The sequence below is a fragment of the Octadecabacter antarcticus 307 genome, assembly GCF_000155675.2.
GTDB lineage: Bacteria > Pseudomonadota > Alphaproteobacteria > Rhodobacterales > Rhodobacteraceae > Octadecabacter > Octadecabacter antarcticus.
The window spans coordinates 1-22,500 of record NC_020911.1 but is presented as its reverse complement, the minus strand read 5'-3'; the positions used below and the strand labels follow the sequence as shown (position 1 = coordinate 22,500).

Below are 22,500 nucleotides of genomic sequence, written 5' to 3'. Positions count from 1 at the left end.
TTGAGAGCAACTTCAAGGAACGCGACCACCGCACCAAACAGGGCAAGCGTCATAAAGAGGCCGCCGACGCCACTGGTCAGGAATGGCAGCAGCACAACAACAGTTTGAATAGGGAGTAAGATCGCGAACGTTTTACGCGGCCCGATCTTGGCCACGACACGGCTGGCCAGTTGCAATGTTGGGATCAACGCAACCGGTAATCCAAGCAGCGCGACCGCAAGGTCTGCTTTGCTCAGCCCTAAACTTTCCTTGACATAAGGGATCATCGCCAGCCATGCGCCAAAGGCCATTGGCTGAAGCATAAACAGCGCCATGATAAGAAGTGTTGCGTTGCGCGTGGCCAATGGGGTCATGGGTCGAAGCTATCAACCGCGTGCTGAAACAACAGCCGCTTTTTGTGACGGCTTGTAACGTGTCGCCAGCAGCGCAAGAATCACGGCGAGATGCAGCAACGGTTCAACTTCCCAAACTTTTTGCACCATTATAAAATGCACAGCCCCAAGCACCGCGATCAGGTAGACAAGTTTGTGCAACTTGCGCCACGCGGCACCGCCAATTTTTCGCAGGGAGAGGTTGTTGGATGTGATCACCAACGGGATCATCATCAAGAACGCCGCCATACCGATGGTAATATAGGGACGCTTCCAGATATCGCCCCACATTTGTTCCCAGCGCAGGGACATATCCAGCACGACCCAAATCCCCAAGTGAACCACGACATAGACGAACGCCATCACACCAATTGCGCGGCGGAATTTCAGCAGATTCAACTTCAGATATTTGCGCAGCGGCGTAACCGCGAGGCCGACGATAATCAGTTTCAGCGTCAGGTCCCCCATTTCGCGTTCAAGCGCATTGATTGGTTCAATACCCATGCCGCCTGTTGCAGCACTGTAAAATAGGTACGGGATCGGGATCACCAGAAGAAGATAAAGCGCCCAAGTTGGGATTTTTCGGGCGTAGGTGTTGATGGTATCGATCATCTGGTGTTCTCTTTTCGCAATTGTATTGGCAGGCAGCCTATCGTCAGATCGACCGAGAATGCGCGACTGGGGCATGTCAGCGTGGACTGAAAGATGACGTAGCCCATTATCTATTACGTCGCATCATCCAGAGACCGAGCCCCATGAGGATGAGAGAGACACCAACGAACGGGAATAATATGCTATCGCGATAGAGCGTCGCGATCAGGCTGCTTGCGCCAACCGACGCAAGCACGAACGGCAGTAAAGCCGTAAAGCAACAGACCAAACCGACGCTGGCACCCAATCCGCCCATGAACGTGATAATTCGACCCATCAATAGTTCGTTGTCAGATCCATGCCGTCATAAAGACTGGCGACTTCGGGATAGCCATTGAACATCAACGTGTCTTGGCGAGACGAGAACAAGCCACCACCGATCAAGCGTTCGGACGCTTGGCTCCAGCGGGGGTGATCGACCTCAGGGTTCACGTTTGAATAAAACCCATATTCGCGCGGACCGATCTTGTTCCATGTGGTCGGTGGCTGTTCATTGGTCACGGTGATCCGAACGATGGATTTGATCGACTTGAACCCGTACTTCCACGGCACGACCAAACGGATTGGCGCGCCGTTTTGGTTTGCCATGGGCCGTCCGTAAACGCCCGTCGCCATAATCGTAAGCGGGTGCATCGCCTCATCCAGACGCAAGCCTTCGACATAGGGGAAATCAATTACCCGACGCTGCACGCCTTCCATGACATCCGGCAAAACCGCTGTCTCAAACGCCACATGGGTGGCGCCGGTCTGGATACCGGCCTTGTTCAGCAGATCAGCGAGTTCAAAACCATTCCACGGGATCACCATCGCCCACGCTTCGACACAGCGGAAACGATACAGGCGTTCCTCCATCGTCATATCGGCAGCCAGATCGGCCAACGAAAACGTCCCCGGATTATCAACCATACCGTCAATCGTAACTTCCCAAGGATCGGTGATCATATCGCCCGAATTGTCTGCCGGATCTGATTTACCCGTGCCGAATTCATAAAAGTTATTGTAAGTGGTGATTTCTTCCCACGTATTCGGCTCAAGCGCTTCTTGCGCAGCGACTGCACCGCCCAAAGCACCCGCACTTGCCATACCGGCAAGGACCGCGCGGCGGTTCAACCAAAGTGGTTCCGGCGTGATATCTGCACGGGTGAAGGTGTTTTTCCAGCGGTTGGCCATGGGTCTCTCCGACATATAATTTCAATATGTGTATATAGGAGAACGTTCACAGGTCACTAAAAGCCGTGTCACGTCTGCGCGGGGAGACTGTAATGTTTGCGCCTGTCGCGGGCGGGGAGGGGGACTAGTCCCCCGTCCTGCGGACTCCCCCAAGGATATTTATGAAACAAAGACAGCCTCAAGAAGGATAGAGCGTTGAGAGAGGGATACTGGTCGAGTCAGGTTGAACGATGCGGACGTGATCGCGGCGCATCTTGCGGGGTTCAGACACGCCAACCGAATGGGCGATGATTTCGACTTCTTTAACGATGCCCTTGGCGTAGGCTGCAACTTTTTCCCATTTTTCATCCGGCACAAGGCCCTTTTGAAACCGTGGGTCGTGGGTGGTGATCCCCGTTGGGCATGTGTTTTTGTTGCATTTGAGCGCTTGGATACAACCGAGCGAGAACATGAAGCCACGTGCTGACGTGATGAAATCCGCGCCTGCGCACAGCGCCCAAGCTATATCACCGGGATTCACCAGTTGCCTGACGCAACAATACGGATGCGGTCCCTGAGGCCGCGTTCATTGCGCATTGCGGACACACGCGGCAAGGCTTCGCGGATTGAGACGCCGACCAGATCGATTAACGGCATGGGTGCAGCACCGGTTCCACCTTCACCGCCATCCAGCGTGATGAAGTCGGGGGCAGATTCAATGCCTCTCTTTATTATGGTGTCAAAAAACTCTGCAAAGTCGGATTCCGAACCCATCACCGTCTTGATACCTGTGGAAAGGCCCGAAACATCCCGCACATGTGCAATAAAATCGAGCAGGTCATTCCAGTCATCGACTTCGGCGTGGCGGTTGGGGCTGATCCCGTCACGACCTTTGGGGATGCCCCTTATCTCAGCAATTTCGGCGCTGATTTTGGCGGCTGGTAATATCCCGCCTTTACCGGGCTTGGCGCCTTGGGCAAGTTTGATTTCAATCATCTTGACTTTGTCGCGTGCAGCAACCTGGCGCAATTTGTCATCGTCCAGATTTCCGTCATCGTCCCGCACGCCAAATTTCGCGGTTCCCATCTGAAAGACAATGTCGCAATTGCCTTCTAAATGGTACGGCGACAGCCCGCCTTCGCCGGTGTTCATCCAAACGCCCGCCGATGCACAGCCACGCGACAAGGCTTGCACGGCAGGTTTGGAAATCGCGCCATAAGACATGCCTGACAAGTTGAAAATGGATTTCGCCGTATAGGGTGACCGCGCGCCCTGCCCGATCACCATGGGATCGGTGCTGGCAAACTCATTATCCAGTGGTGGAAACGCCGCGTTCACAAATATCGGCGTTCCGGGCACGTTCAGGTTTCGGGTTGATCCGAACGCAACGGTGCTACTGCCCTTATCGGCGGCGTGTTTCACCCATTCGCGTTGGGCGCGGTTGAAGGGCAGTTCTTCGCGGTCCATCGCAAAGAAATACTGACGAAAAAATTCGCCCAGCGCCGAGAACAAAGACCGAAATCGCCCAACGACTGGGTAGTTCCGCCGGATTGCATCCTGCGTCTGGGTGCGATCAATGAAGCCCAACACAACGATCGCCAGAACCATGAGACCCGCCGCAACAATAAGCGCGACGGCGAGGCCTTCGAAGACCGACATGCTGAAACTGGAAAACATCCGCGATCATCCCTGATTGTGATACAAATTACGGGCACAAGACAGACTGCCAACCACAGGGTCAAGACAGGCATCAACGGTGCACGTTTCAATAAGGCGACTACGGCCACAATTCCAGCATGGCGGCCGCCGATCTACCAAGGCGCCTAGCGTTAAAACAGTGGCAAGTTGCGTTTATTTTCTGTCGATTTGTGTCAGTCGGAACGAATTTGATCAACCTGTTGTGACTTGAAACCGAAAAAAACGCGGGCTTAGTTTGGAACGCCTAAGCGTCAACCTGCGTAGGCGGAATACCCCTTATAGTGCAGGATCAAAAGGTCACGTAAATCATTTTTGTACCGACTCGGTATTCGTCTTTTTAAAAGGAATAACACTATGCTTCGTCGTACTTTCATGGCCGCTACGGCCACACTCGCCCTGACCGCATCTACAGCATTTGCGGACGGTCATTCCAAAGACATCGTGGACACCGCCGTTGACGCGGGCACGTTCACAACGCTGGTAGCTGCTGTTACAGCTGCTGGCTTGGTCGACACGCTGAAAAGCGAAGGCCCGTTCACAGTTTTTGCACCAACGGATGAAGCGTTTGCTGCCCTTCCCGAAGGCACTGTCGAAGGCCTGCTGGCTGATCCAGAAGCCCTCACCGCGATCCTGACGTACCACGTCGTTGCCGGCAAAGTGATGTCTGGTGATCTGTCGGATGGCATGACTGCCGCAACCGTAAACGGCGCAGACGTCACAATCATGACCGAAGGCGGAGTGATGGTGAATGGCGCGAACGTGGTTACTGCAGATATCGAAGCGTCCAACGGTGTCATCCACGTAATCGATACTGTTTTGATGCCACCGATGTAAGTCGGTTTGCACTGTAACGATTGGCTCCAGCGCATCCACCCGATGCGCTGGGGCTTTTTTGTGCGCGAGGTTTCAGGACGCGTGCATGATATCTTTGATGTAGGGCAGTGTCATCGCTGCAATAATTCCGACGCTCACGCCATTGCCAAGCAGGATCGGCACACCCAAAAATTTCGGCGCGGTCACACTCAGGCAGCTGCAAACGACAGCACAGAAGGACAGCGTGATCGGGTCCATGTGCTTAACCTAGAAGATGGACCCGACCCTTTTCGGCATTTAATGAACCACCGCTTCGTCAGGCTTCGGGCGGTTCGAAACGCTGATCCGATCCCCCACCAACAACCCGTCAACGCCCGCCGAAACCGGCACGGTGTCACCGTCTTTCACGTCCCCTGAGAGCAGCATTTCCGCCAGCGGGTCTTGCAAAGCACGCTGGATCACCCGCTTTAATGGCCGTGCGCCAAACACCGGGTCGTAGCCTTCATCAGCCAACCATTTGCGCGCACCGTCATCCAGTGCCAGATTGATTTTACGCGACGCAAGCCGTTTCAAAAGCCGCGACATCTGGATCGTGACGATCCCGTCCATGTCGGTCCGTGCAAGGCGATCAAAGATAACCGTTTCATCAAGGCGGTTCAGAAATTCCGGCCGGAAATGTGCCCGCACCGCATCCATAACATTGCGCTTGGCGTCCGCCATGTCTGACCCTTCGGGCAACTGGCTGAGCGCCTGTGATCCGAGGTTTGATGTCAGAATGATCAACGTCTGTTTGAAATCGACAGTGCGACCTTGTCCGTCTGTCAACACGCCGTCATCCAATACCTGTAACAAGACGTTAAACACATCGGGATGCGCCTTTTCGACCTCGTCAAACAGGATCACCTGATACGGACGTCGCCGCACAGCTTCAGTCAATACGCCACCTTCGTCATATCCAACATAGCCCGGAGGGGCACCGATAAGACGCGACACCGAATGTTTCTCCATAAACTCGGACATATCCAAGCGCACCATCGCATTATCATCATCAAACAGGAATTCTGCCACGGCTTTGGTGAGCTCGGTTTTACCGACACCCGTTGGCCCGAGGAACAGGAAACTGCCCAATGGCCGCCCCTCATCGTTCAGGCCCGCGCGTGCACGACGCACGGCGTTGGCGACAGACCGAACAGCTGTGTCCTGCCCAATGACGCGCTTGTGCAGCCCGTCTTCCATGCGCAGCAGCTTTTCACGCTCACCTTCGAGCATTCTGGCGACGGGGATGCCTGTCCAACGTTCAACCACGCTGGCAATCTGTTCAGGGCGCACGGCTTCTTCGACCATAAGATTGCTGTCTTCACCGTCGCCCAGCTGCTTTTCAAGCTGCGGGATCACGCCGTAAGACAGCTCCCCCGCCTTGGCGAGGTTACCCTGACGTTTCGCGATATCTAACTCGGCGCGGGCCTGATCAAGGTCTTCTTTTAGACAACGCGCCCCTTCGAGTTTATCACGTTCCGCTTGCCACTTTGCTGTCATGCTGACGGATTGCTCCTGCACCTTTGACAATTCACCCTCAAGCTTTTTAAGACGATCTTTCGACGCCTGATCGTCCTCCATACGCAAGGCTGCGGCTTCGATCTGCAATTGCATAACTTGCCGGTCAAGCTGGTCGAGTTCTTCGGGTTTGCTGTCCACTTCCATGCGCAAGCGCGACGCGGCTTCATCCATAAGGTCAATGGCTTTATCAGGCAAGAAACGGTCAGTAATATAACGGTGGCTAAGTGTTGCCGCCGCGACCAGCGCGCTGTCCGAAATCCTCACGCCGTGGTGCAATTCATATTTTTCTTTGATGCCACGCAGGATGCTGATCGTGTCTTCGACGGTCGGTTCCTGAACGACAATTGGCTGGAAACGCCGTGCAAGGGCTGCGTCTTTTTCAACGTATTTGCGGTATTCATCCAGCGTCGTCGCACCAACACAGTGCAGCTCACCACGCGCCAATGCAGGCTTAATCAGGTTCGCGGCGTCCATCGCACCGTCGCCTTTACCCGCACCAACAAGCGTGTGCATCTCATCGATAAAAATGATGATCTCACCCACCGCTTCGGTGACTTCGTTCAGCACAGCCTTAAGGCGTTCTTCGAATTCGCCACGGTACTTCGCACCAGCAATCAACGCGCCCATATCGAGCGACAACAGCGATTTATTGCGCAATGATTCCGGCACGTCACCGTTGACAATGCGCAGCGCCAAACCTTCGGCAATCGCAGTCTTACCCACGCCAGGTTCGCCGATCAATACAGGGTTGTTTTTTGTTCGGCGCGACAAAACCTGCATCGCGCGACGGATTTCTTCGTCACGACCGATAATCGGATCAATTTTGCCTTCGCGGGCACGCGCCGTCAGGTCCATCGCGTATTTCTTCAGCGCGTCATAGCCTTCTTCAGCCGACGCCGTGTCAGCCGTGCGACCTTTACGGATGTCGTTGATGGCAGAATTGAGCGTTTGTGCCGTCACGTTACCGGCGTCCAGCGCATCTTTGGCTTTGGATTTAACCATCGTGAGCGCCATAAGAATACGTTCGACAGGCACAAAGCTATCGCCAGCCTTCTTGGCGAGCTTTTCAGCCTCCGCCAACATTTTGCCAGTTGTTCCGTCCATAAAGGTTTGCGCTGCATCACCCGTCACTGTGGGCATTTTGGCCAGTGCAATATCGACGTTCTGCAAAACCCGTGCAGCATCGCCGCCAGACGCATTAATAAGGTTCGCAGCCAGTCCTTGATCATCATCAAGCAGGGCCTTGAGCAAATGTTCAGGGGCAAGCCGTTGATGGCTTTCACGCATCGCGATCGTCTGGGCGGCTTGAATAAAACCGCGCGACCGCTCTGTGAACTTTTCTAAGTTCATGGTCTTCTCCTTTGTATAAGCGCCCCATTTCGGATGCTGCCCGCATATGCGGCACAGGCTGTCTGGGGCCTCTGTGGATATATGGGGCGCTGCGCGTGGCCGTTCAAGGTCGGTTGATGATTGTGGATCACAGGCATAGAACGACAAAAATTACAGGAGACTGCCATGCCCGATTTGAAGACCGCTGATGACCGCCTGATCGTTGCCTTGGATATGCCAGACGCATTGTCTGGAATGGCAATGGCCGAAAAAATCGGCGATGCAGTGTCTTTCTATAAAATAGGGTTGGGCATGCTGACTGGCGGTGGGCTGGCCTTGGCCAATGAGCTTGCCGACGAACACGGCAAACGTATTTTCCTCGATATGAAGCTGTTCGATATCGGCGCCACCGTTGAGGCTGCGGTGCGTGGCCTGTCGCAGTTCGGCCATGATTTCCTGACTGTGCACGGTGACCCCCATGTGGTGCGCGCTGCGGCACAGACCAAAGGCGACATGAAAATCCTCGCCGTTACGATCCTGACGTCTTTGGATCGCGCCGATCTGGATGCATCCTGCATCAAGGCGGGCGATATTACCGATCTGGTTCAAGAACGCGCAGGGCTGGCGCTGTCCAATGGCGCGGATGGCGTGATCGCGTCACCGCAAGAAGCGGCCTTGATCCGCGCGCTGCCAGAAGCCGAGGGTAAGCTGATCATAACCCCCGGTGTGCGCCCTGCTGGGGCCGATCTCGGCGATCAAAAGCGGGTCACGACCCCTGCGCAAGCAATCGCAAACGGCGCAGATCACGTGGTTGTCGGGCGTCCAATCTGGCAACATAGTGATCCCAAAGCGGCAGCTGAAGCGATTTTGGTAGAACTCCACTCCCCACAGGAAATGTCCTAAAACGCCTACAAACATGGGCGACTAGCACACCGAACACGCGTTATTGCATCCAATCACGGGGTTGGATGAAAACGTGAGTTTTCTTCACCTGTAATATTATCAAGCTTACCCCCAGATGTTGTGCAGGCCAATCAGCCAAGCAAATACTAACCAGAAGGGGACGCATGATGATAGAACTGAATAACGTTCACTACACCGGACGCGGCTTTGACTCTGCTGTGGTTTTGCCAACCGACAACGGGCCATTAAACTTCACGTGCCCCGCTGATGGGCCTGCGTCGCTTAATCCGATCCACGCACTGCGGCGCTAAGTTTCAAGAACGTCTGTCACTGCCTCTGTCCGAATTGTCCCTCGGCCCGGCTTTGTTGCACAAATAGTCATGTATTTGGGATTCATGTTGTGAATCCAGCATGGTAGCTTGTGTGTATGAGCAAACCTATCCCCCGATTTACCGCACAAGAAACTGGCCTGAGTATAACAAGGCCCCGAAGCAACGCGGGTCACTGACCATTTGGTTTAACCCAGAGGTCACGTGGAAAGCTATGCCGACCCTTGCCCGGCAGTGGTTTGCCTGCAAACCATGAGAGGGGTGCAAACCGGGCCGTCAGCCACGCTACAGTGATGCTGCGATCCAAGCCTGTCTTACGTTGAAAGGGCATCGTCAAGTTGTCGGCGATCTTCGCAACGATAGCCCGGACGCCGGATCTCAAGCAGCCTTCAGCACTCGCGTGATGTCGTCCCAGATCCAATGGGCGTCGGCTCTGGACTGACGGTAGCAAGCGGCTGAAAGCGTGTGGCGGCGGTGGCGGAAGACATTTTGGATTTGATCGTGGACGGAGAGAAATTGTTGCGCTTGGCGGGGTGATTTGAACCGACCCATGCATTTTTCTCGCCGCCGGGTCGGCCTGTGCGACCCTTCGGATCGATTGTTGAGTCTCTTATGGCTTCGGTGCTCGATGCCTGGAGCGAGGTCCTTTAGTGCGGCCCCGTAGCTTCGGAGTTTGTCCGTCACAACGACCCGTGGCGCGCCAAATGTTTTGAATAGCTCGCGGAAAAACCGATCCGCGGCCCGTTTATTTCGCCGAGACTGGACGAGGATGTCCAGCACATCGCCGTTGCTGTCGACAGCGCGCCATAGCCAATACTTCTTGCCGTTTGTCGGAAGGACAACTTCGTCCAGGTGCCATTTGTCCGCCACTTTGGGTCGATCTCGGCGGATCACCTTGGCATATTGTGATCCGAATTTCGCTACCCAAGCGCGGATGGTCTCGTGGCTGACTATAATCCCGCGTGCTGCCAGCAAGTCCTCGACATCGCGCAAACTCATGGGAAATCGGTGATAGGCCCAGACGGCGTATGCGATGATCTCAGGAGAAAAACGATAGCCTAAGAAGGCGCCAGATTGCTTGGGCTTGATCATACGAATGCATACCCCGAAGGGAAATACCCCGCAACTTGACGATCCCGTTTAAGCACCCATATACGCGCATCGAATATGTCGTCGATGAGGTTGGAGTAAGCCGGCAAACGGCGGGAAAGTACCTTAACGAACTTGAAGCCTCAGGACTTCTCAAGAAAATGAAAGTTGGCCTGAACAATTACTACATCAACGGACCGTTAGTTCAGTTGCTCGCGAAACCCTAAACCACAACCTCAACCCGTTCCTGCTCGCCGACACCGAACACCCGTTTGTAGCGGGCGATCTCTGATTTTGGGCCCATGGCTTTGTTCGGATTATCGCTCAGCTTGACGGTGGGTGATCCGTTGGCCGACACCGCTTTGCAGACGAGGGAGAACGGGGCGAGGGTGTCGCCGGGGGTCAGGCCTTTGAAGTCGTTGGTGAGCATGGTGCCCCAACCGAACGACACGCGGGTGCGGCCCTGAAATTGTTTGTGCAGTTGCACGATTTTATCAACGTCGAGCCCGTCACTGAAGATCACCAGTTTATCGCGCGGGTCTTCGCCACGGTCTTTCCACCATTTAATCGCGACCTCTGCGGCGGTGGCGGGATCGCCGGAATCAACACGGATGCCTGTCCAACCCGCGAGCCAGTCGGGGGCATTGTCGAGGAACCCTTGGGTGCCATAGGTGTCGGGCAGGATAATGCGCAGGTTGCCGGAGTGTTCGTCTTGCCAATCCGACAGCACATCATAGGGCGCGCGCGCGAGCATTGCGTCGTCTTTCGCCAATGCCGAGTAGACCATGGGCAGTTCGTGGGCGTTGGTGCCGATGGCTTCGACATCGTTGCTTTTGGCGATGAAGCAGTTGGAGGTTCCGGTGAAGCTGTCACCGAGGCCTTCGCGCAGGGCCCGGACGGCCCATTCCTGCCACAGGAACGAATGGCGCCGACGGGTGCCGAAGTCCGCGACGCGCAACTGGTCCAGTGAGCGCAATTTTTCGACCTTTTCCCAAAGTTTCGTCATGGCGCGGGCATAGAGCACCTGAAGTTCAAAACGGCCCATTGTGCTGAGGACCGCGCGGCCGCGCAGTTCCATCAGGATCGACAGTGCGGGAATTTCCCAGAGCATGACTTCGGGCCATGAGCCCTCAAATGTCAGTTCATATTGGCCGTCGTGTTTTTTGAGGTGGTAGGGCGGCAGGCGCAGTGTTTCGAACCAGTCCATGAATTCGGGGCTAAACATAGAGCGTTTGCCGTAGAAGGTGTTGCCGCGCATCCATGTGGATTCGCCGCGCGTCAGGGAGAGGGAGCGGACATGATCGAGTTGTTCGCGTAGTTCGCCTTCGTCGATTTGATCGGCCAAGCGGATGGATTTGGAGCGATTGATCAGTGAAAACGTGACTTGGGTGTCAGGTTTGTTGCGAAACACCGACTGACACATCAGCAGTTTGTAGAAATCCGTATCGATGAGGGAGCGGACGATCGGGTCGATCTTCCATTTGTGGTTCCAGACGCGGGTTGCGATATCGACCATAACAGGCTCCAAATTTTGTTGGGTCTGTTAGAACAAAGCGGACGGCGCGGGTAAAGGGATGATATGATGCGGATGCAGCGGATGATTACGGCGGTCGAGGCCCATGCAGAGGGTGAAGGCGGGCGGGTGATTACAGGCGGGATGCCGGTGTTGAAGGGCAATTCGGTGTTCGAAAAGATGCGCTACATGCAGGACCACCACGACGATATCCGGCTGTTGATGCTGCGCGAACCGCGTGGAAATCCGGCGCTGTGTTGTAATGCGATTGTACCGCCCTGTGATCCGTCGGCGGACGCTGGATTTATCATCATGGAGCAGACGGAATACCCCCCGATGTCGGGTAGCAATGCGATTTGTGTGGCGACGGTGTTGTTGGAAACCGGCATCGTTGCGATGGTTGAACCTGTGACGATGTTGCGGCTGGAGGCCCCTGCCGGGGTGATCGAGGTCAAAGCGACGTGTAAGGACGGCAAGGTTGAGCGGGTCGAATTTATGAACGTGCCTGCCTTTGCGGCGCACATTGGCGTGCCGCTGGATGTGCCGGGGTTTGGCACGGTTGAAGTGGATATTGCGTGGGGCGGGATGTGGTTTGTGATCGCGGAAGCGGCGCAGTTTGGCATTGATCCAAGGGCTAAAAATGGCGGCGCGGTTGTGCGTGCGATTGAGGCGATGCGCGATGCGGCAGTGAAGATGTATCCTATGGCCCACCCCGATAATCCCGATCTGGCGGGGCCGACAATTGGGCAGTTGACCGCGCCAGCGACGGATCCTGCCACCCATGGGCGCAGCGCAGTTTCGGTATCGTCGGGGGTGTTTGATCCGTCAAAGCCCGAGGCGTTGACAGGCGCGTTGGACCGATCGCCCTGCGGCACGGGAACCTGCGCGAAATTGGCGGTTTTACATGCGAAAGGGTTGCTCGCCGTCGGGGAGGATTATGTGAACGCGGGACCATTGGGCACCACGTTTACGGGCCGGATTGAGGGCGTCACCAAGGTTGGTCCGTATGATGCGATTATCCCCAGCCTGTCAGGGCGTGGTTGGATTTACGGCGTATCACAATGGATGCTGGACCCGGCCGACCCATTTCCGGATGGGTTCACGGTTGGTGATATCTGGGGCTAGTTGGTGATGCCATTGAAGGGCACAGGGTTCTGTTCCTGTTGCCAGTCGTTGATTGACCCGATGTGTTGGATGGTGGAGGGCGTGAAGTTAGCGCGCGCCGACTGACCAGCGGTGAGGGCGAAGGCGAGGACACCGACGATCATAACGAGAACGCGCAGGCTGTTGGGACGGTTAAGACAGGGTGTGGCGGGAATTGGGCGGGGTCAGCGACTATGCGGGGCGGTTTCAGCCAACGTCCACCCCAGCAGCCTTCATCCCCTCAACCGCCGCGTCTAAACTTCCGTCGAAATCAATTGCGCGGCAGAGGTCCATGCGAACTGTGACGTTGAAGCCCAGTTTTGCGGCGTCCACTGCCGAATAGTTGACGCAGAAATCGGTGGCGAGGCCGACCAGTGTGAGGGTGTCGATGCCGCGTGTTTGCAGATAGCCCATCAATCCGGTCGGGGTTTGCTGGTCGTTTTCAAAGAACGCGGAATAGCTGTCGATTTTAGGGTTGTAGCCTTTGCGAAGTATTAGGTCAGCGGCGTTTATGTTGAGGTCGGAATGAAACGCCGCGCCGTGTGTGCCGATAATGCAATGGTCGGGCCATAGGACTTGGGCGCCGTAGGGCATTTGGATGACACTCATTGGGTCGGCGTCGTGGGACGTCGCGAAGGAGGAATGGCCTGCGGGGTGCCAGTCTTGCGTTAGGATCACCGCGCCGAAATCGGGCATGAGGGCGTTGATCCCTTTGACGATCCCATCACCATTGGTGACGGCGAGGGCACCACCCGGACAAAAGTCATTTTGGACGTCGATGACGAGGAGGGCGTGGGTCATGGCAGGGGCTTTCCGGCATGTGTGGTATTCAGGTAGCGCTTGATACAAGCCATGCATCGGCATAGTGGAACGGCCATGACAACCTTAGCTGCCCTTTATCATTTTTCAACGTTTGACGACCCTTTTTCTTTGAAGGCGCCACTTTTGGCGGTCTGCACTGCGGGTGACGTCATGGGCACGTTGTTGTTGGCACCCGAAGGAATCAACGGCACGATTGCCGGTCCACGTGCGGGCATTGACGCAACGCTAAGCCATATACGCGGATTGCCGGGGTGTGCCGGGCTTGAGTGGAAAGAGAGCGCGGCAATCGGCGCGCCGTTCAACCGCATGAAGGTGCGTATCAAGCGTGAGATTGTAACGATGGGACAGCCGGATGTGGACCCAACTGCAAGCGTCGGGCGCTATGTTACGGCCACCGATTGGAACGACTTGATCGCGTCACCGGATGTTGCGGTGATCGATACCCGCAATGATTTTGAAGTCGCGATTGGTACGTTTGACGGTTCAATCGACCCGATGACCCGCAGCTTTGGCGAGTTTCCGGCATGGTGGGACGCCAACAAGGACCGGTTCCACAATAAGCGGATTGCGATGTTCTGCACCGGCGGTATTCGCTGCGAAAAGTCGACAAATTATTTGATCGGTCAAGGGGTTGAGGATGTGTACCACCTGAAGGGTGGTATCCTGAAATACCTTGAAGACGTGCCGGCGCAAGACAGCAGATGGAACGGGTCATGTTTCGTATTTGATGCACGGGTGTCGGTCGAGCACGGGTTGGAAGAGGGTCCACATATCTTGTGTTACGCTTGTCGCCGCCCGTTAATGCCTGAAGACCGAGCGTTGCCCGAATATGAAGAAGGCGTGTCATGCCACCAGTGCGCAGGCGAAACCACCGAGCAGGACAAAGAGCGGTTTCGCGAGCGGCAAAAACAGATCGCATTGGCCAAGGCACGCGGTGAAACACACATCGGTCCAGTGGCGGGATAGAATTCATGTGGCTTGCGCGACTCATGCTTTCTGTCGTCAACTAGGTCCTTCACACGTTTGGAGGACTAAAAATGCCAAAATATCTGATGATTTATCATGGTGGCGACATACCCGACACGCCAGAAGAAGGCGAGAAATCAATGGCTGCGTGGGATGCGTGGTATCAATCGATGGGTGCGGCGGTGGTTGATGGCGGGGCCCCAGTTGGGCAGTCTCACACCGTGAGTTCGGCGGGCCATGTGGACCACGGCGGCGCGAATCCCGTATCCGGTTACACGATTGTTGAGGCTGATAATTACGGCGTTGCTTGCGAACACGCGGCGGGCAATCCGATCGTCGTGGATGGCAGTGGGTCGGTGGAAGTGGCCGAATTTATTGATATGGGCTGATCCGGCCCTGAGCGGAGCGGGAACGGGCAAAAGGCCCTAGCCAAAGGCGGTGAATTGGGATGAAGTCGCCCCAAAGGAGACCGTTATGATTACGCCTGCCCTGCTCACTGATATCCGTGGAAAATTTGCCTATGTCGACACCTGCCCGTTTCAGGGATCACGGGTGTTTTTCGAGAATGCGGGCGGGGCGTTGACGCTGAACGCTGCGGTTGAAACGTCTGCCAAGTTCGCGGCAATTCCCGATAATCAAGGCCGCGATAATCCAGCAGCGCATGCGCTGATGGATATCATTCGCGACAGCAAAGCGGCTGCGATGGATTGGCTTGGCGCGTCTGGTGGACAGGTTTTTGTCGGCGAAAGCGGGACTGAGTTGTTGTTCCGGTTGATCCGCACGGCTGTGGCAGGCACGTCGGGTGGGGTGCTTTTGGGATCAACGGTGGAACATCCAGCGTCACGATCTGCCATGGCGCATTGGGCTGAAAAGCTGGGCCGCGATTACCGATTGGTCGCACATGACGACGCGCTTGGGTTGGTGACGGCTGACGCCTACGGTGCTGCGGTCACGCCAGACACACGTGTCGCAACGATCCTGCACACGTCGCCTGTGACCGGAATGAGCATGGATGTGGCCGCAATTTCTGCCGCGATCCGTGCCGTTGCGCCAGAGTGTTTCATTATCGTTGACGGCATCCAGCACGCATCGCACGGGCTGGTGGATCTGGTTGCGGCGGACGTTGATGGCTACGTGATCTCGCCCTACAAAGTGTTTTCACGCCATGGGTACGGGGTGGCGTGGGTCAGTGATCGCTTGACCGCATTGGGGCCAGAGCAACTGGCTGGTGGCCCGACGGAAAGCTGGGAATTTGGCACGCGCGATACCGGGGCCTATGCGACATTCCACGATGTTGTCGATTATTTCGACTGGCTTGGCGGGCAAGTTAGCGACGGCAAAACGCGACGCGACCGGATTGAGGCGGCAGGTGTTGCGATCAAAGCCCATGAGAAGACGTTGACCGATGCGATGCTGCACGGGACGGGGAATTTGCGCGGATTGGCGGAAATGGCCGGGGTTCACATTGTGGGCGGCGTCGATAACCCTGCGCGTGAAGGGCTGGTGTGTTTCTGGGCCGACACCGTAACGGCGGCGGATATTGTGGCTGCACTTAACGCCGAGGGCGTGCGGACCCACGTGCGCAAGGCGGACCATTACAGCGGCAACATTTTAACGCCACTGGGCCAGACGGCCGCCGTGCGCGTGTCGATGTGCCATTATAATTCAAAAGCCGAAGTCGCACGTTTCTTAAGCGTGATGTCGCAAGTAATCGAGGGCTGACCGCCCTTTCATCTTGGCAAAAAACCCCTGCTTGGGGCGCTTTTTAGAAATCCAGATTTTCGACGTTAAGCGCGTTTTGCTGGATGAATTCGCGGCGTGGTTCCACAACGTCACCCATCAGTTTGGTGAACAGATCATCGGCCTCTGCCACATCTTCCACCTTCACTTGCAACAACGTTCGTGCGTCGGGATCGAGCGTGGTTTCCCACAATTGGCTCGGGTTCATCTCCCCCAAGCCCTTGTAGCGCTGCAGGGACAGCCCGCGTTCACCTTCTTCGAGCACAGCCTTAAGAAGATCAAGCGGCCCATAGATGTTTTGCACGCGGTCTTTGCGGATCAGCGTGGCGGGGGTGTTGTAGACGTCTTGCAAATGCTGGGTGAACGTGCCGGATTTGCGTGCTTCGCCTGAACGCATCATCGGACCGTCAAGCGTGCGCACTTCTTCGACGCCGCGCAGGATGCGGGCCAGACGGATGCCACTGTCTTGCGTGATGCGGCCTTGCCAGCCGCGTTCCCATTCATGCGCAATCAGATCAAGGCGCTTGGCGACTTTGTCAGCGACGCCTTGCAGGTCGGCGTCTACAGCACCGGCAACGAACGCGCCCGCAATGGCCGCCTGTTCAAGGATGTGGCGCGGATAATGGGTCGGAAACGCATCCAGCACGCGTTTCAGGCGGCCCGCTTCGTCCACAACACGGCGCAAATCAGCACCACCGATTTCTTCGCCGTTGCCTTGGCGTAGCATCGCGCCCTCGACGCCCTGTTCAGTCAGGTAGTCGTTCATCGCCGCTTGATCTTTGAGGTACACCTCGGACTTGCCGCGCGACACTTTATAAAGCGGCGGTTGCGCGATATAGAGGTGCCCACGTTCGATGAGTTCTGGCATTTGCCGAAAGAAGAACGTCAGTAGAAGCGTGCGAATGTGCGCGCCATCTACGTCCGCGTCGGTCATGATGACGATCTTGTGGTAACGCAGTTTTTCGATGTTAAATTCGTCGCGCCCGATGCCCGTGCCCAGCGCCATAACGAGGTTGCCGATTTCCTGACTGCCCAGCATCCGGTCAAACCGCGCGCGTTCGACGTTCAGGATCTTACCTTTTAGCGGCAGAATGGCCTGCGTTTGGCGATCACGCCCCGTTTGGGCGGAGCCACCCGCGCTATCACCCTCCACCAGGAAGACTTCGGTTTTGGAGGGGTCTTTTTCGGAACAATCTTTCAGTTTACCCGCAAGGAAATTCACATCCATCGCAGTTTTACGGCGTGTCAGATCACGCGCCTTGCGCGCGGCCTCGCGGGCGTGGGCCGCCTCAACGATTTTGCTGACAACTATCTTGGCAATCTGGGGGTTTTCTTCAAACCATTCAGACAGCTTTTCGTTCATGATATTTTCGACCGCAGGGCGCACTTCTGAGGACACGAGTTTGTCCTTGGTCTGGCTGGAAAATTTCGGATCAGGCACTTTGATAGACAACACGCAGGTTAGGCCTTCGCGGGCATCGTCGCCGGTGAAGCTGATCTTTTCCCTTTTTGCAATGCCGCTGGACTGTGCGTAGTTGTTGATTGTGCGCGTCAGGGCGGCGCGAAAGCCCGCCATGTGGGTGCCGCCGTCGCGCTGGGGGATGTTGTTGGTGAACGGCAGGACCATTTCATTGTAGCTGTCGTTCCACCACATCGCGACTTCGACGACGATCTCGTCGCGTTCACCGATCACATAGATTGGTTCCGGCAAGATCGAGGTTTTTGAGCGGTCGAGGTATTTGACGAATTCCTTAACGCCACCGTCATAGTACAACTCAGACACGAGGTGTTCTGCGGGGCGTTCATCGGTCAGAATGATGCGCACACCGGAGTTCAGGAACGCAAGTTCGCGCAGACGTTTTTCCAACGTTTCGAAATAGAATTCGCGATTGGAGAAGGTGTCGAGCGAGGCGAGAAAACGCACTTCGGTGCCGGTCCGATCGCCACAGTCAGCCACAACTTCGAGGTGCTTGACGGTAAAGCCGCCTTCAAACCGTGCGTAGTGTTCTTTGCCGTTACGCCAGATGCGCAGTTCAAGGTAGTCGGACAACGCGTTCACAACGGACACGCCAACGCCGTGCAGACCGCCAGATACTTTGTAGGAATTGCTGTCGAATTTGCCGCCTGCGTGCAGTTGGGTCATAATGACTTCTGCTGCAGAAACGCCTTCGCCTTCGTGGATGCCGACAGGAATTCCGCGGCCGTTATCGCTCACAGAAACTGAGCCGTCGTCGTGGATTTTGACGTTCACCGCGTCGGCGTGACCGGCCAGCGCTTCGTCAATGCCGTTGTCGACGACTTCGTACACCATATGGTGCAGGCCGGACCCGTCATCCGTGTCCCCGATATACATGCCAGGACGCTTGCGAACAGCCTCCAAGCCCTTGAGAACTTTGATAGAATCTGCGCCGTACTCTTCCGGCTTCTGCTGCTCGTCGGTCATTACGGACCCTTTGTGTTATGTCGATCAATTCATAGGCGTTTTGGCGCAGGATGTCACGCGATTGGGCCATATTTTGTTGGGGGATTCACATGCAGGCACGGTCGCAGTTTTGGCTAGACCTGCGCGGTCTGTGAAACGCCGTTTTCGTCGGTCACGTGGACGTATTGCGCGGCCGCCCCGAGCTCGTCGAACAGTTCCAGTCCGGTGCCTGTCATGAAGGCCTGCGCGCCAAGTGCGCTGATTTCCGAGTACAATGCGGCGCGACGTGTGGCGTCTAGATGGGCGGCCACTTCGTCAAGTAACAGGATCGGTGGCGCGCCGAAATCATCCGCCAACGCCCGCGCATTCGCAAGGATGAGGGATATCAGCAACGCCTTCTGCTCACCGGTGGAACAGTCTTTGGCAGGCACATCTTTGGCGGCAAAGATCGCGTCCAGATCAGCGCGATGCGGGCCGATCAGCGTGCGCCCTGCGGCCATGTCGCGGGGGCGATTATTGGCGAACGCCGCGAGCAGCGCGATAGGATCGTCGGGCGCGTCACAAGCAGGATCGCTGTGGGTAAGGGTAAGCCACGCGGTTGGAAAGGCAGTTTGCGCCGCCTGCTGTGCGTTGGTCAAAAGATCAAGCGTTTCTAACCGGTTGCGGTGGATCTGCGCGCCAGCGTCGGCCATTTGCCGTTCCAGGGCGCTGTACCAATGAGCGTCGCGCACCATGTCTTTCAGCAACCGATTGCGTTCACGCATGGCCTTTTCATATTTCAGCGCAGCATCGGCGTGGCCCGGTTCAAAGCTGAGCGTGGCACGGTCCAAGAAACGCCGCCGCCCTTCAGCGCCTTCAATCCACAAACGGTCCATCGCAGGAATGAGCCAGAGCACACGCCCGATGCGACCAAGCGCTGTCTGCGCCGCTGCTTTGCCATCAATCTTGGTTTGGCGTGATCCGCCATTTTCAGACCAGCTTTCAATTTCGTGGCGCTGGTTTAGGGAGGTGAGGTCTGCAGTAACTTTCCAGCCCAGCGCCTCTGGTCTGCGGGTCATATCCTCGGAGCTTGCGCGGCGCAGGCCACGACCAGGGGACAAGATGGAAACCGCTTCGAGGATATTGGTTTTGCCTGCGCCGTTTGGCCCATAAATCGCGACAGTGCGCCCGTCGAGGTCAAGTGTCGCGCGCTTGTGGGACCGGAAGTGCGACAATGTCAGATGTGACAGAAAAAGGCCCGACATTACACGCAGCCTCTTCTTACTTTTTTAGGCCCTTCATCTTGGCAGATACAACTCAAATCCAAAAGCAATCACACAGGCCCAAATCAAACTCTCATCGGCATGACCACGTAGATCGCACTGGTGTCATTGCCTTCCCGCATCAGGGTCGGATCACCGGATGAATTGAACATGAATACTGCGTTTTCGCGGTCCACTTGGCTGGCAATTTCGAGCAGATATTTCGCGTTGAAGCCGATTTCGAGGCGTTCATCGCCGTAAGCCACGGAAAGTTCTTCTTCGGCGGCACCGGAATCGGGTGCATTAACGGACAGGATCAAACGGTCTTCGTCGAGCTGTAGTTTCACTGCACGGGAACGTTCGGACGACACGGTCGCAACACGGTCCACCGCGCGCGCAAATTCGGCGGCGTCGACTTCCATTTTGCGGGTGTTGTTTTGCGGAATGACGCGGGTGTAGTCGGGGAAGGTGCCATCAATGACCTTGGAGGTCAGGGTGATATCAGGGGTCGCGAAACGGATTTTGGTTTCCGACACGGACACGGCGATCATCATGTCATCGTCATCCAGCAACTTGCGCAGTTCACCCACAGTTTTACGCGGCACGATAACACCTGCCATACCGTCTGCGCCTTCAGGCAAAGCTGCATCAATGCGCGCAAGGCGGTGGCCATCTGTGGCGACGCAGCGCAAGACTTTGCCACCGTCAGATTCAGACACGTGCATGTAAACGCCGTTGAGATAGTAGCGAGTTTCTTCGGTCGAGATCGCGAATTTGGATTTGTCAAACAGGCGGCGCAGCACGGGTGCCGGGCATGAGAAGTTCGTGGCGTAATCAGACGACGCCATGACGGGAAAGTCCTCTTTGGGCAATGTGGCGAGGCTGAAATTGGACCGCCCTGCTTCGATTGTCAGGCGACCAGATGCGCTGTCATCGGTCAAAGTCACAAGCGCGCCGTCGGGCAGTTTGCGGACGATTTCGTTTAACGTCACGGCGGACACTGTCGTGGCGCCTGCCCGTTCGACCACTGCGGTAGCTTTGTCGACAACTTCGATATCGAGGTCGGTGGCGCGGAACGTCGCCTCATCGCCGCTGGCTTCGATCAGCACATTGGCGAGAATTGGAATGGTGTTTCGGCGTTCCACTACGGATTGGGCTTGCGCCACGGCCTTGAGCAAACTTGCGCGTTCGATGCTGATTTTCATGGCCCTGTCTCCGTCCTTGATGCCCCAATTGGGTCGGGAAGGTGAAACTAACCGTTTCTACCCCGTTCACAAGCATTTTGTGGCGTGTCGAACGCCCTAAGACAAGGGCGTGCAGCCATTAATGTTCAAGCGCACGGCGCAGCAGTTCCAGATCGTCGGAAATCTGGCTATCAGACTGGCGCAGCTCATCTATTTTACGCACGCCGTGCATGATTGTCGTGTGGTCGCGTTTGCCGAATTTACGGCCGATTTCAGGCAGGCTGCGGCTGGTCAGACGCTTGCACAGCCACATGGCAACCTGACGCGGACGGGCCAGTGTGCGGGTGCGTTTCGGCCCAAGCATATCAGACAGGCGGATGTCGTAATGTTCGGATACTTTGCGCTGGATTTCTTCAATCGTCAGCTTGCGGTCGGATGCGCGCAGGATATCGGACAGGCAGTCTTGCGCCATTTCGACCGTCACGACCCGGCCCACGAGGGAGGCCAGCGCGTAGAGACGGTTGAGCGCACCTTCGAGGACGCGAACGTTACTTGAAATGCGATGTGCAAGGAATTCCAGAACGCCCGTTGCGATTTCGACGCCGGGATAGACGTTGACAAACATCTCTTGTTTGGAGTGCAGGATGCCAAGACGCAGTTCGTAGTCCGTCGGGTGCAAATCAACGACAAGGCCACATTGCAGGCGCGATTTGATGCGTTCAGACAGGTCGCGGATTTCACCGGGCGCGCGATCTGCGGAAATGATCATCTGCTTACCCTGATCAGCAAGCGCGTTGTAGGTGTGAAAGAATTCTTCTTGCGTAGATTCTTTGCCTTCAAGGAACTGGATGTCATCGACCATCAGTACATCGACAGACCGGAAATGCTGCTTGAAATCCATCATCTTGCGATCGCGCAGCGCTGAGATGAAGCGGTAGATGAACTGATCGGCAGACACATACAGCACGTTCAGGTCGGGGCGGCGCAGTCCCAGTTCATGGGCAATGGCATGCATCAGGTGGGTTTTACCAAGGCCAACACCGCCATACAGAAACAGCGGGTTAAACGTGACAGGGCCACCTTCGGCGACGCGTTTGGCGGCAGCATGAGCAAGCTCGTTCGGCTTTCCTACAACGAAACTGTCGAAGTTGAAACGCTGGTTGGGCTGTGCATCGGCCAAGGTGTTGGCCGGTTTTTGGGCAGCGGGTTTGGCGCTCACATTGGTGGCCGTATTGGCCTTACCTTCGATTTCAAATGCGAGCCGCTGAACGGCCAGACCCTGACGGTTGAGATGATAAATGATCTGATCGCCGTAAGTCTTGCCGACATAATCGCCAACAAAGGGATTTGGGGCGGCGAGATGCGCAACGCCTTCGGATGTGGTTACGAGTGAGAGCGGTTCGATCCAGCTCTTGAAGTTACCGGCGCCAATTGCCGCGCGCATATCCGTCTTCACCTGATCCCAGTTTACGTTCGTCATGTTGTCCCAATCTGTCCCACAGGTACCCAAGCGGCTGCCACCGCCATTGTCGTCACACTACATTCCGTCAGCCAACAGTTAACACACGCCACAAAACACG

General features: G+C 56.1%; 21 protein-coding genes and 2 pseudogenes (1 of these 23 only partly in view). 8 read left to right on the top strand and 15 right to left on the bottom strand.

What is annotated here, in order from left to right:
• From OAN307_RS00100 to OAN307_RS00080, 5 genes and pseudogenes are all read right to left on the bottom strand, one after another.
• Window positions 1-353, bottom strand: the beginning of a protein-coding gene (locus OAN307_RS00100; protein ID WP_044042915.1) for an MFS transporter. It extends 826 nt beyond the left edge of the window; 353 of the gene's 1,179 nt are visible here — the first part of the coding sequence; its start codon is at window positions 351-353; its stop codon lies off the left edge, out of view.
• Between the two features lie 12 nt (window positions 354-365).
• A complete protein-coding gene (msrQ, locus tag OAN307_RS00095; RefSeq protein WP_015497866.1) occupies window positions 366-983 on the bottom strand; it encodes a protein-methionine-sulfoxide reductase heme-binding subunit MsrQ in 618 nt (205 codons plus the stop codon).
• 106 nt (window positions 984-1,089) lie between these two features.
• Window positions 1,090-1,299 carry a hypothetical protein gene (locus tag OAN307_RS00090; RefSeq protein WP_044042912.1) on the bottom strand — a complete coding sequence of 70 codons (210 nt, stop codon included), beginning with the start codon at window positions 1,297-1,299 and terminating at the stop codon, window positions 1,090-1,092.
• Entirely contained in the window at window positions 1,299-2,192 is an 894-nt protein-coding gene (msrP, locus tag OAN307_RS00085; protein WP_044042909.1) for a protein-methionine-sulfoxide reductase catalytic subunit MsrP, read from the bottom strand. The genes OAN307_RS00090 and msrP overlap by 1 nt, the downstream gene beginning before the upstream one ends.
• A 178-nt stretch (window positions 2,193-2,370) precedes the next feature.
• A pseudogene (locus OAN307_RS00080) lies at window positions 2,371-3,848 on the bottom strand (FMN-binding glutamate synthase family protein).
• A gap of 375 nt (window positions 3,849-4,223) precedes the next feature.
• On the opposite strand from OAN307_RS00080, the gene OAN307_RS00075 reads away from it, so the two are divergent.
• Entirely contained in the window at window positions 4,224-4,703 is a 480-nt protein-coding gene (locus tag OAN307_RS00075) for a fasciclin domain-containing protein (RefSeq protein WP_015497864.1), read from the top strand.
• 72 nt (window positions 4,704-4,775) lie between these two features.
• Here OAN307_RS00075 and OAN307_RS28675 read toward each other — a convergent pair whose 3' ends face one another.
• Together OAN307_RS28675 and clpB are read right to left on the bottom strand one after the other, a co-directional pair.
• Window positions 4,776-4,940, bottom strand: a complete 165-nt coding sequence (locus OAN307_RS28675; protein ID WP_187292529.1) for a hypothetical protein — start codon at window positions 4,938-4,940, stop codon at window positions 4,776-4,778.
• 39 nt (window positions 4,941-4,979) lie between these two features.
• Window positions 4,980-7,589 (bottom strand): ATP-dependent chaperone ClpB, encoded by a 2,610-nt coding sequence (gene clpB, locus OAN307_RS00070; protein ID WP_015497863.1) that lies wholly within the window; start codon window positions 7,587-7,589, stop codon window positions 4,980-4,982.
• Window positions 7,590-7,754: 165 nt separating this feature from the next.
• On the opposite strand from clpB, the gene pyrF reads away from it, so the two are divergent.
• Window positions 7,755-8,471 (top strand): orotidine-5'-phosphate decarboxylase, encoded by a 717-nt coding sequence (gene pyrF, locus OAN307_RS00065; RefSeq protein WP_015497862.1) that lies wholly within the window; start codon window positions 7,755-7,757, stop codon window positions 8,469-8,471.
• A gap of 411 nt (window positions 8,472-8,882) precedes the next feature.
• Window positions 8,883-9,125: pseudogene (locus tag OAN307_RS27540) on the top strand (hypothetical protein); the annotation flags it as partial.
• A 53-nt stretch (window positions 9,126-9,178) separates the two neighbouring features.
• Here OAN307_RS27540 and OAN307_RS00060 read toward each other — a convergent pair.
• The gene (locus tag OAN307_RS00060; protein ID WP_015497861.1) at window positions 9,179-9,892 is read right to left on the bottom strand and encodes an IS6 family transposase; all 714 of its coding nucleotides are present in this window, start codon (window positions 9,890-9,892) and stop codon (window positions 9,179-9,181) included.
• Window positions 9,893-9,927: 35 nt separating this feature from the next.
• Between OAN307_RS00060 and OAN307_RS31025 the strand changes: the two genes are divergently transcribed.
• Window positions 9,928-10,116, top strand: a complete 189-nt coding sequence (locus OAN307_RS31025; RefSeq protein WP_015497860.1) for a DeoR family transcriptional regulator — start codon at window positions 9,928-9,930, stop codon at window positions 10,114-10,116.
• Here the strand turns inward: OAN307_RS31025 and pncB are convergent.
• Window positions 10,113-11,405, bottom strand: a complete 1,293-nt coding sequence (gene pncB, locus OAN307_RS00050) for a nicotinate phosphoribosyltransferase (RefSeq protein ID WP_015497859.1) — start codon at window positions 11,403-11,405, stop codon at window positions 10,113-10,115. The genes OAN307_RS31025 and pncB overlap by 4 nt on opposite strands.
• 63 nt (window positions 11,406-11,468) lie before the next feature.
• On the opposite strand from pncB, the gene OAN307_RS00045 reads away from it, so the two are divergent.
• On the top strand, window positions 11,469-12,527 hold the full coding sequence (locus OAN307_RS00045) for a proline racemase family protein (RefSeq protein WP_245540945.1): 1,059 nt from the start codon (window positions 11,469-11,471) through the stop codon (window positions 12,525-12,527).
• On the opposite strand, the gene OAN307_RS28670 is transcribed toward OAN307_RS00045, so the two are convergent.
• Both OAN307_RS28670 and pncA read right to left on the bottom strand, forming a co-directional pair.
• Window positions 12,524-12,670, bottom strand: coding sequence for a hypothetical protein (locus OAN307_RS28670; protein ID WP_015497857.1), 147 nt, complete (start codon window positions 12,668-12,670; stop codon window positions 12,524-12,526). The genes OAN307_RS00045 and OAN307_RS28670 overlap by 4 nt on opposite strands.
• An 82-nt stretch (window positions 12,671-12,752) precedes the next feature.
• Window positions 12,753-13,346 (bottom strand): bifunctional nicotinamidase/pyrazinamidase, encoded by a 594-nt coding sequence (gene pncA / locus OAN307_RS00040; RefSeq protein WP_044044366.1) that lies wholly within the window; start codon window positions 13,344-13,346, stop codon window positions 12,753-12,755.
• Between the two features lie 75 nt (window positions 13,347-13,421).
• Between pncA and trhO the strand changes: the two genes are divergently transcribed.
• From trhO to OAN307_RS00025, 3 genes are all read left to right on the top strand, one after another.
• Window positions 13,422-14,333 carry an oxygen-dependent tRNA uridine(34) hydroxylase TrhO gene (gene trhO, locus OAN307_RS00035; protein WP_015497855.1) on the top strand — a complete coding sequence of 304 codons (912 nt, stop codon included), beginning with the start codon at window positions 13,422-13,424 and terminating at the stop codon, window positions 14,331-14,333.
• Between the two features lie 71 nt (window positions 14,334-14,404).
• Complete coding sequence (locus tag OAN307_RS00030; RefSeq protein WP_015497854.1) at window positions 14,405-14,722, top strand: YciI family protein; 318 nt, start codon at window positions 14,405-14,407, stop codon at window positions 14,720-14,722.
• An 85-nt stretch (window positions 14,723-14,807) separates the two neighbouring features.
• Window positions 14,808-16,055, top strand: a complete 1,248-nt coding sequence (locus tag OAN307_RS00025; RefSeq protein ID WP_015497853.1) for an aminotransferase class V-fold PLP-dependent enzyme — start codon at window positions 14,808-14,810, stop codon at window positions 16,053-16,055.
• 43 nt (window positions 16,056-16,098) lie between these two features.
• On the opposite strand, the gene gyrB is transcribed toward OAN307_RS00025, so the two are convergent.
• The 4 genes from gyrB to dnaA all read right to left on the bottom strand — a co-directional run bounded on the left by gyrB (window position 16,099) and on the right by dnaA (window position 22,400).
• On the bottom strand, window positions 16,099-18,516 hold the full coding sequence (gene gyrB, locus OAN307_RS00020; protein WP_015497852.1) for a DNA topoisomerase (ATP-hydrolyzing) subunit B: 2,418 nt from the start codon (window positions 18,514-18,516) through the stop codon (window positions 16,099-16,101).
• A 113-nt stretch (window positions 18,517-18,629) separates the two neighbouring features.
• Complete coding sequence (gene recF / locus OAN307_RS00015) at window positions 18,630-19,739, bottom strand: DNA replication/repair protein RecF (RefSeq protein WP_015497851.1); 1,110 nt, start codon at window positions 19,737-19,739, stop codon at window positions 18,630-18,632.
• Window positions 19,740-19,822: 83 nt separating this feature from the next.
• Window positions 19,823-20,941 (bottom strand): DNA polymerase III subunit beta, encoded by a 1,119-nt coding sequence (dnaN, locus tag OAN307_RS00010; RefSeq protein ID WP_015497850.1) that lies wholly within the window; start codon window positions 20,939-20,941, stop codon window positions 19,823-19,825.
• A gap of 118 nt (window positions 20,942-21,059) precedes the next feature.
• Window positions 21,060-22,400, bottom strand: a complete 1,341-nt coding sequence (dnaA, locus tag OAN307_RS00005; protein WP_015497849.1) for a chromosomal replication initiator protein DnaA — start codon at window positions 22,398-22,400, stop codon at window positions 21,060-21,062.
• Window positions 22,401-22,500 lie beyond the last annotated feature (100 nt).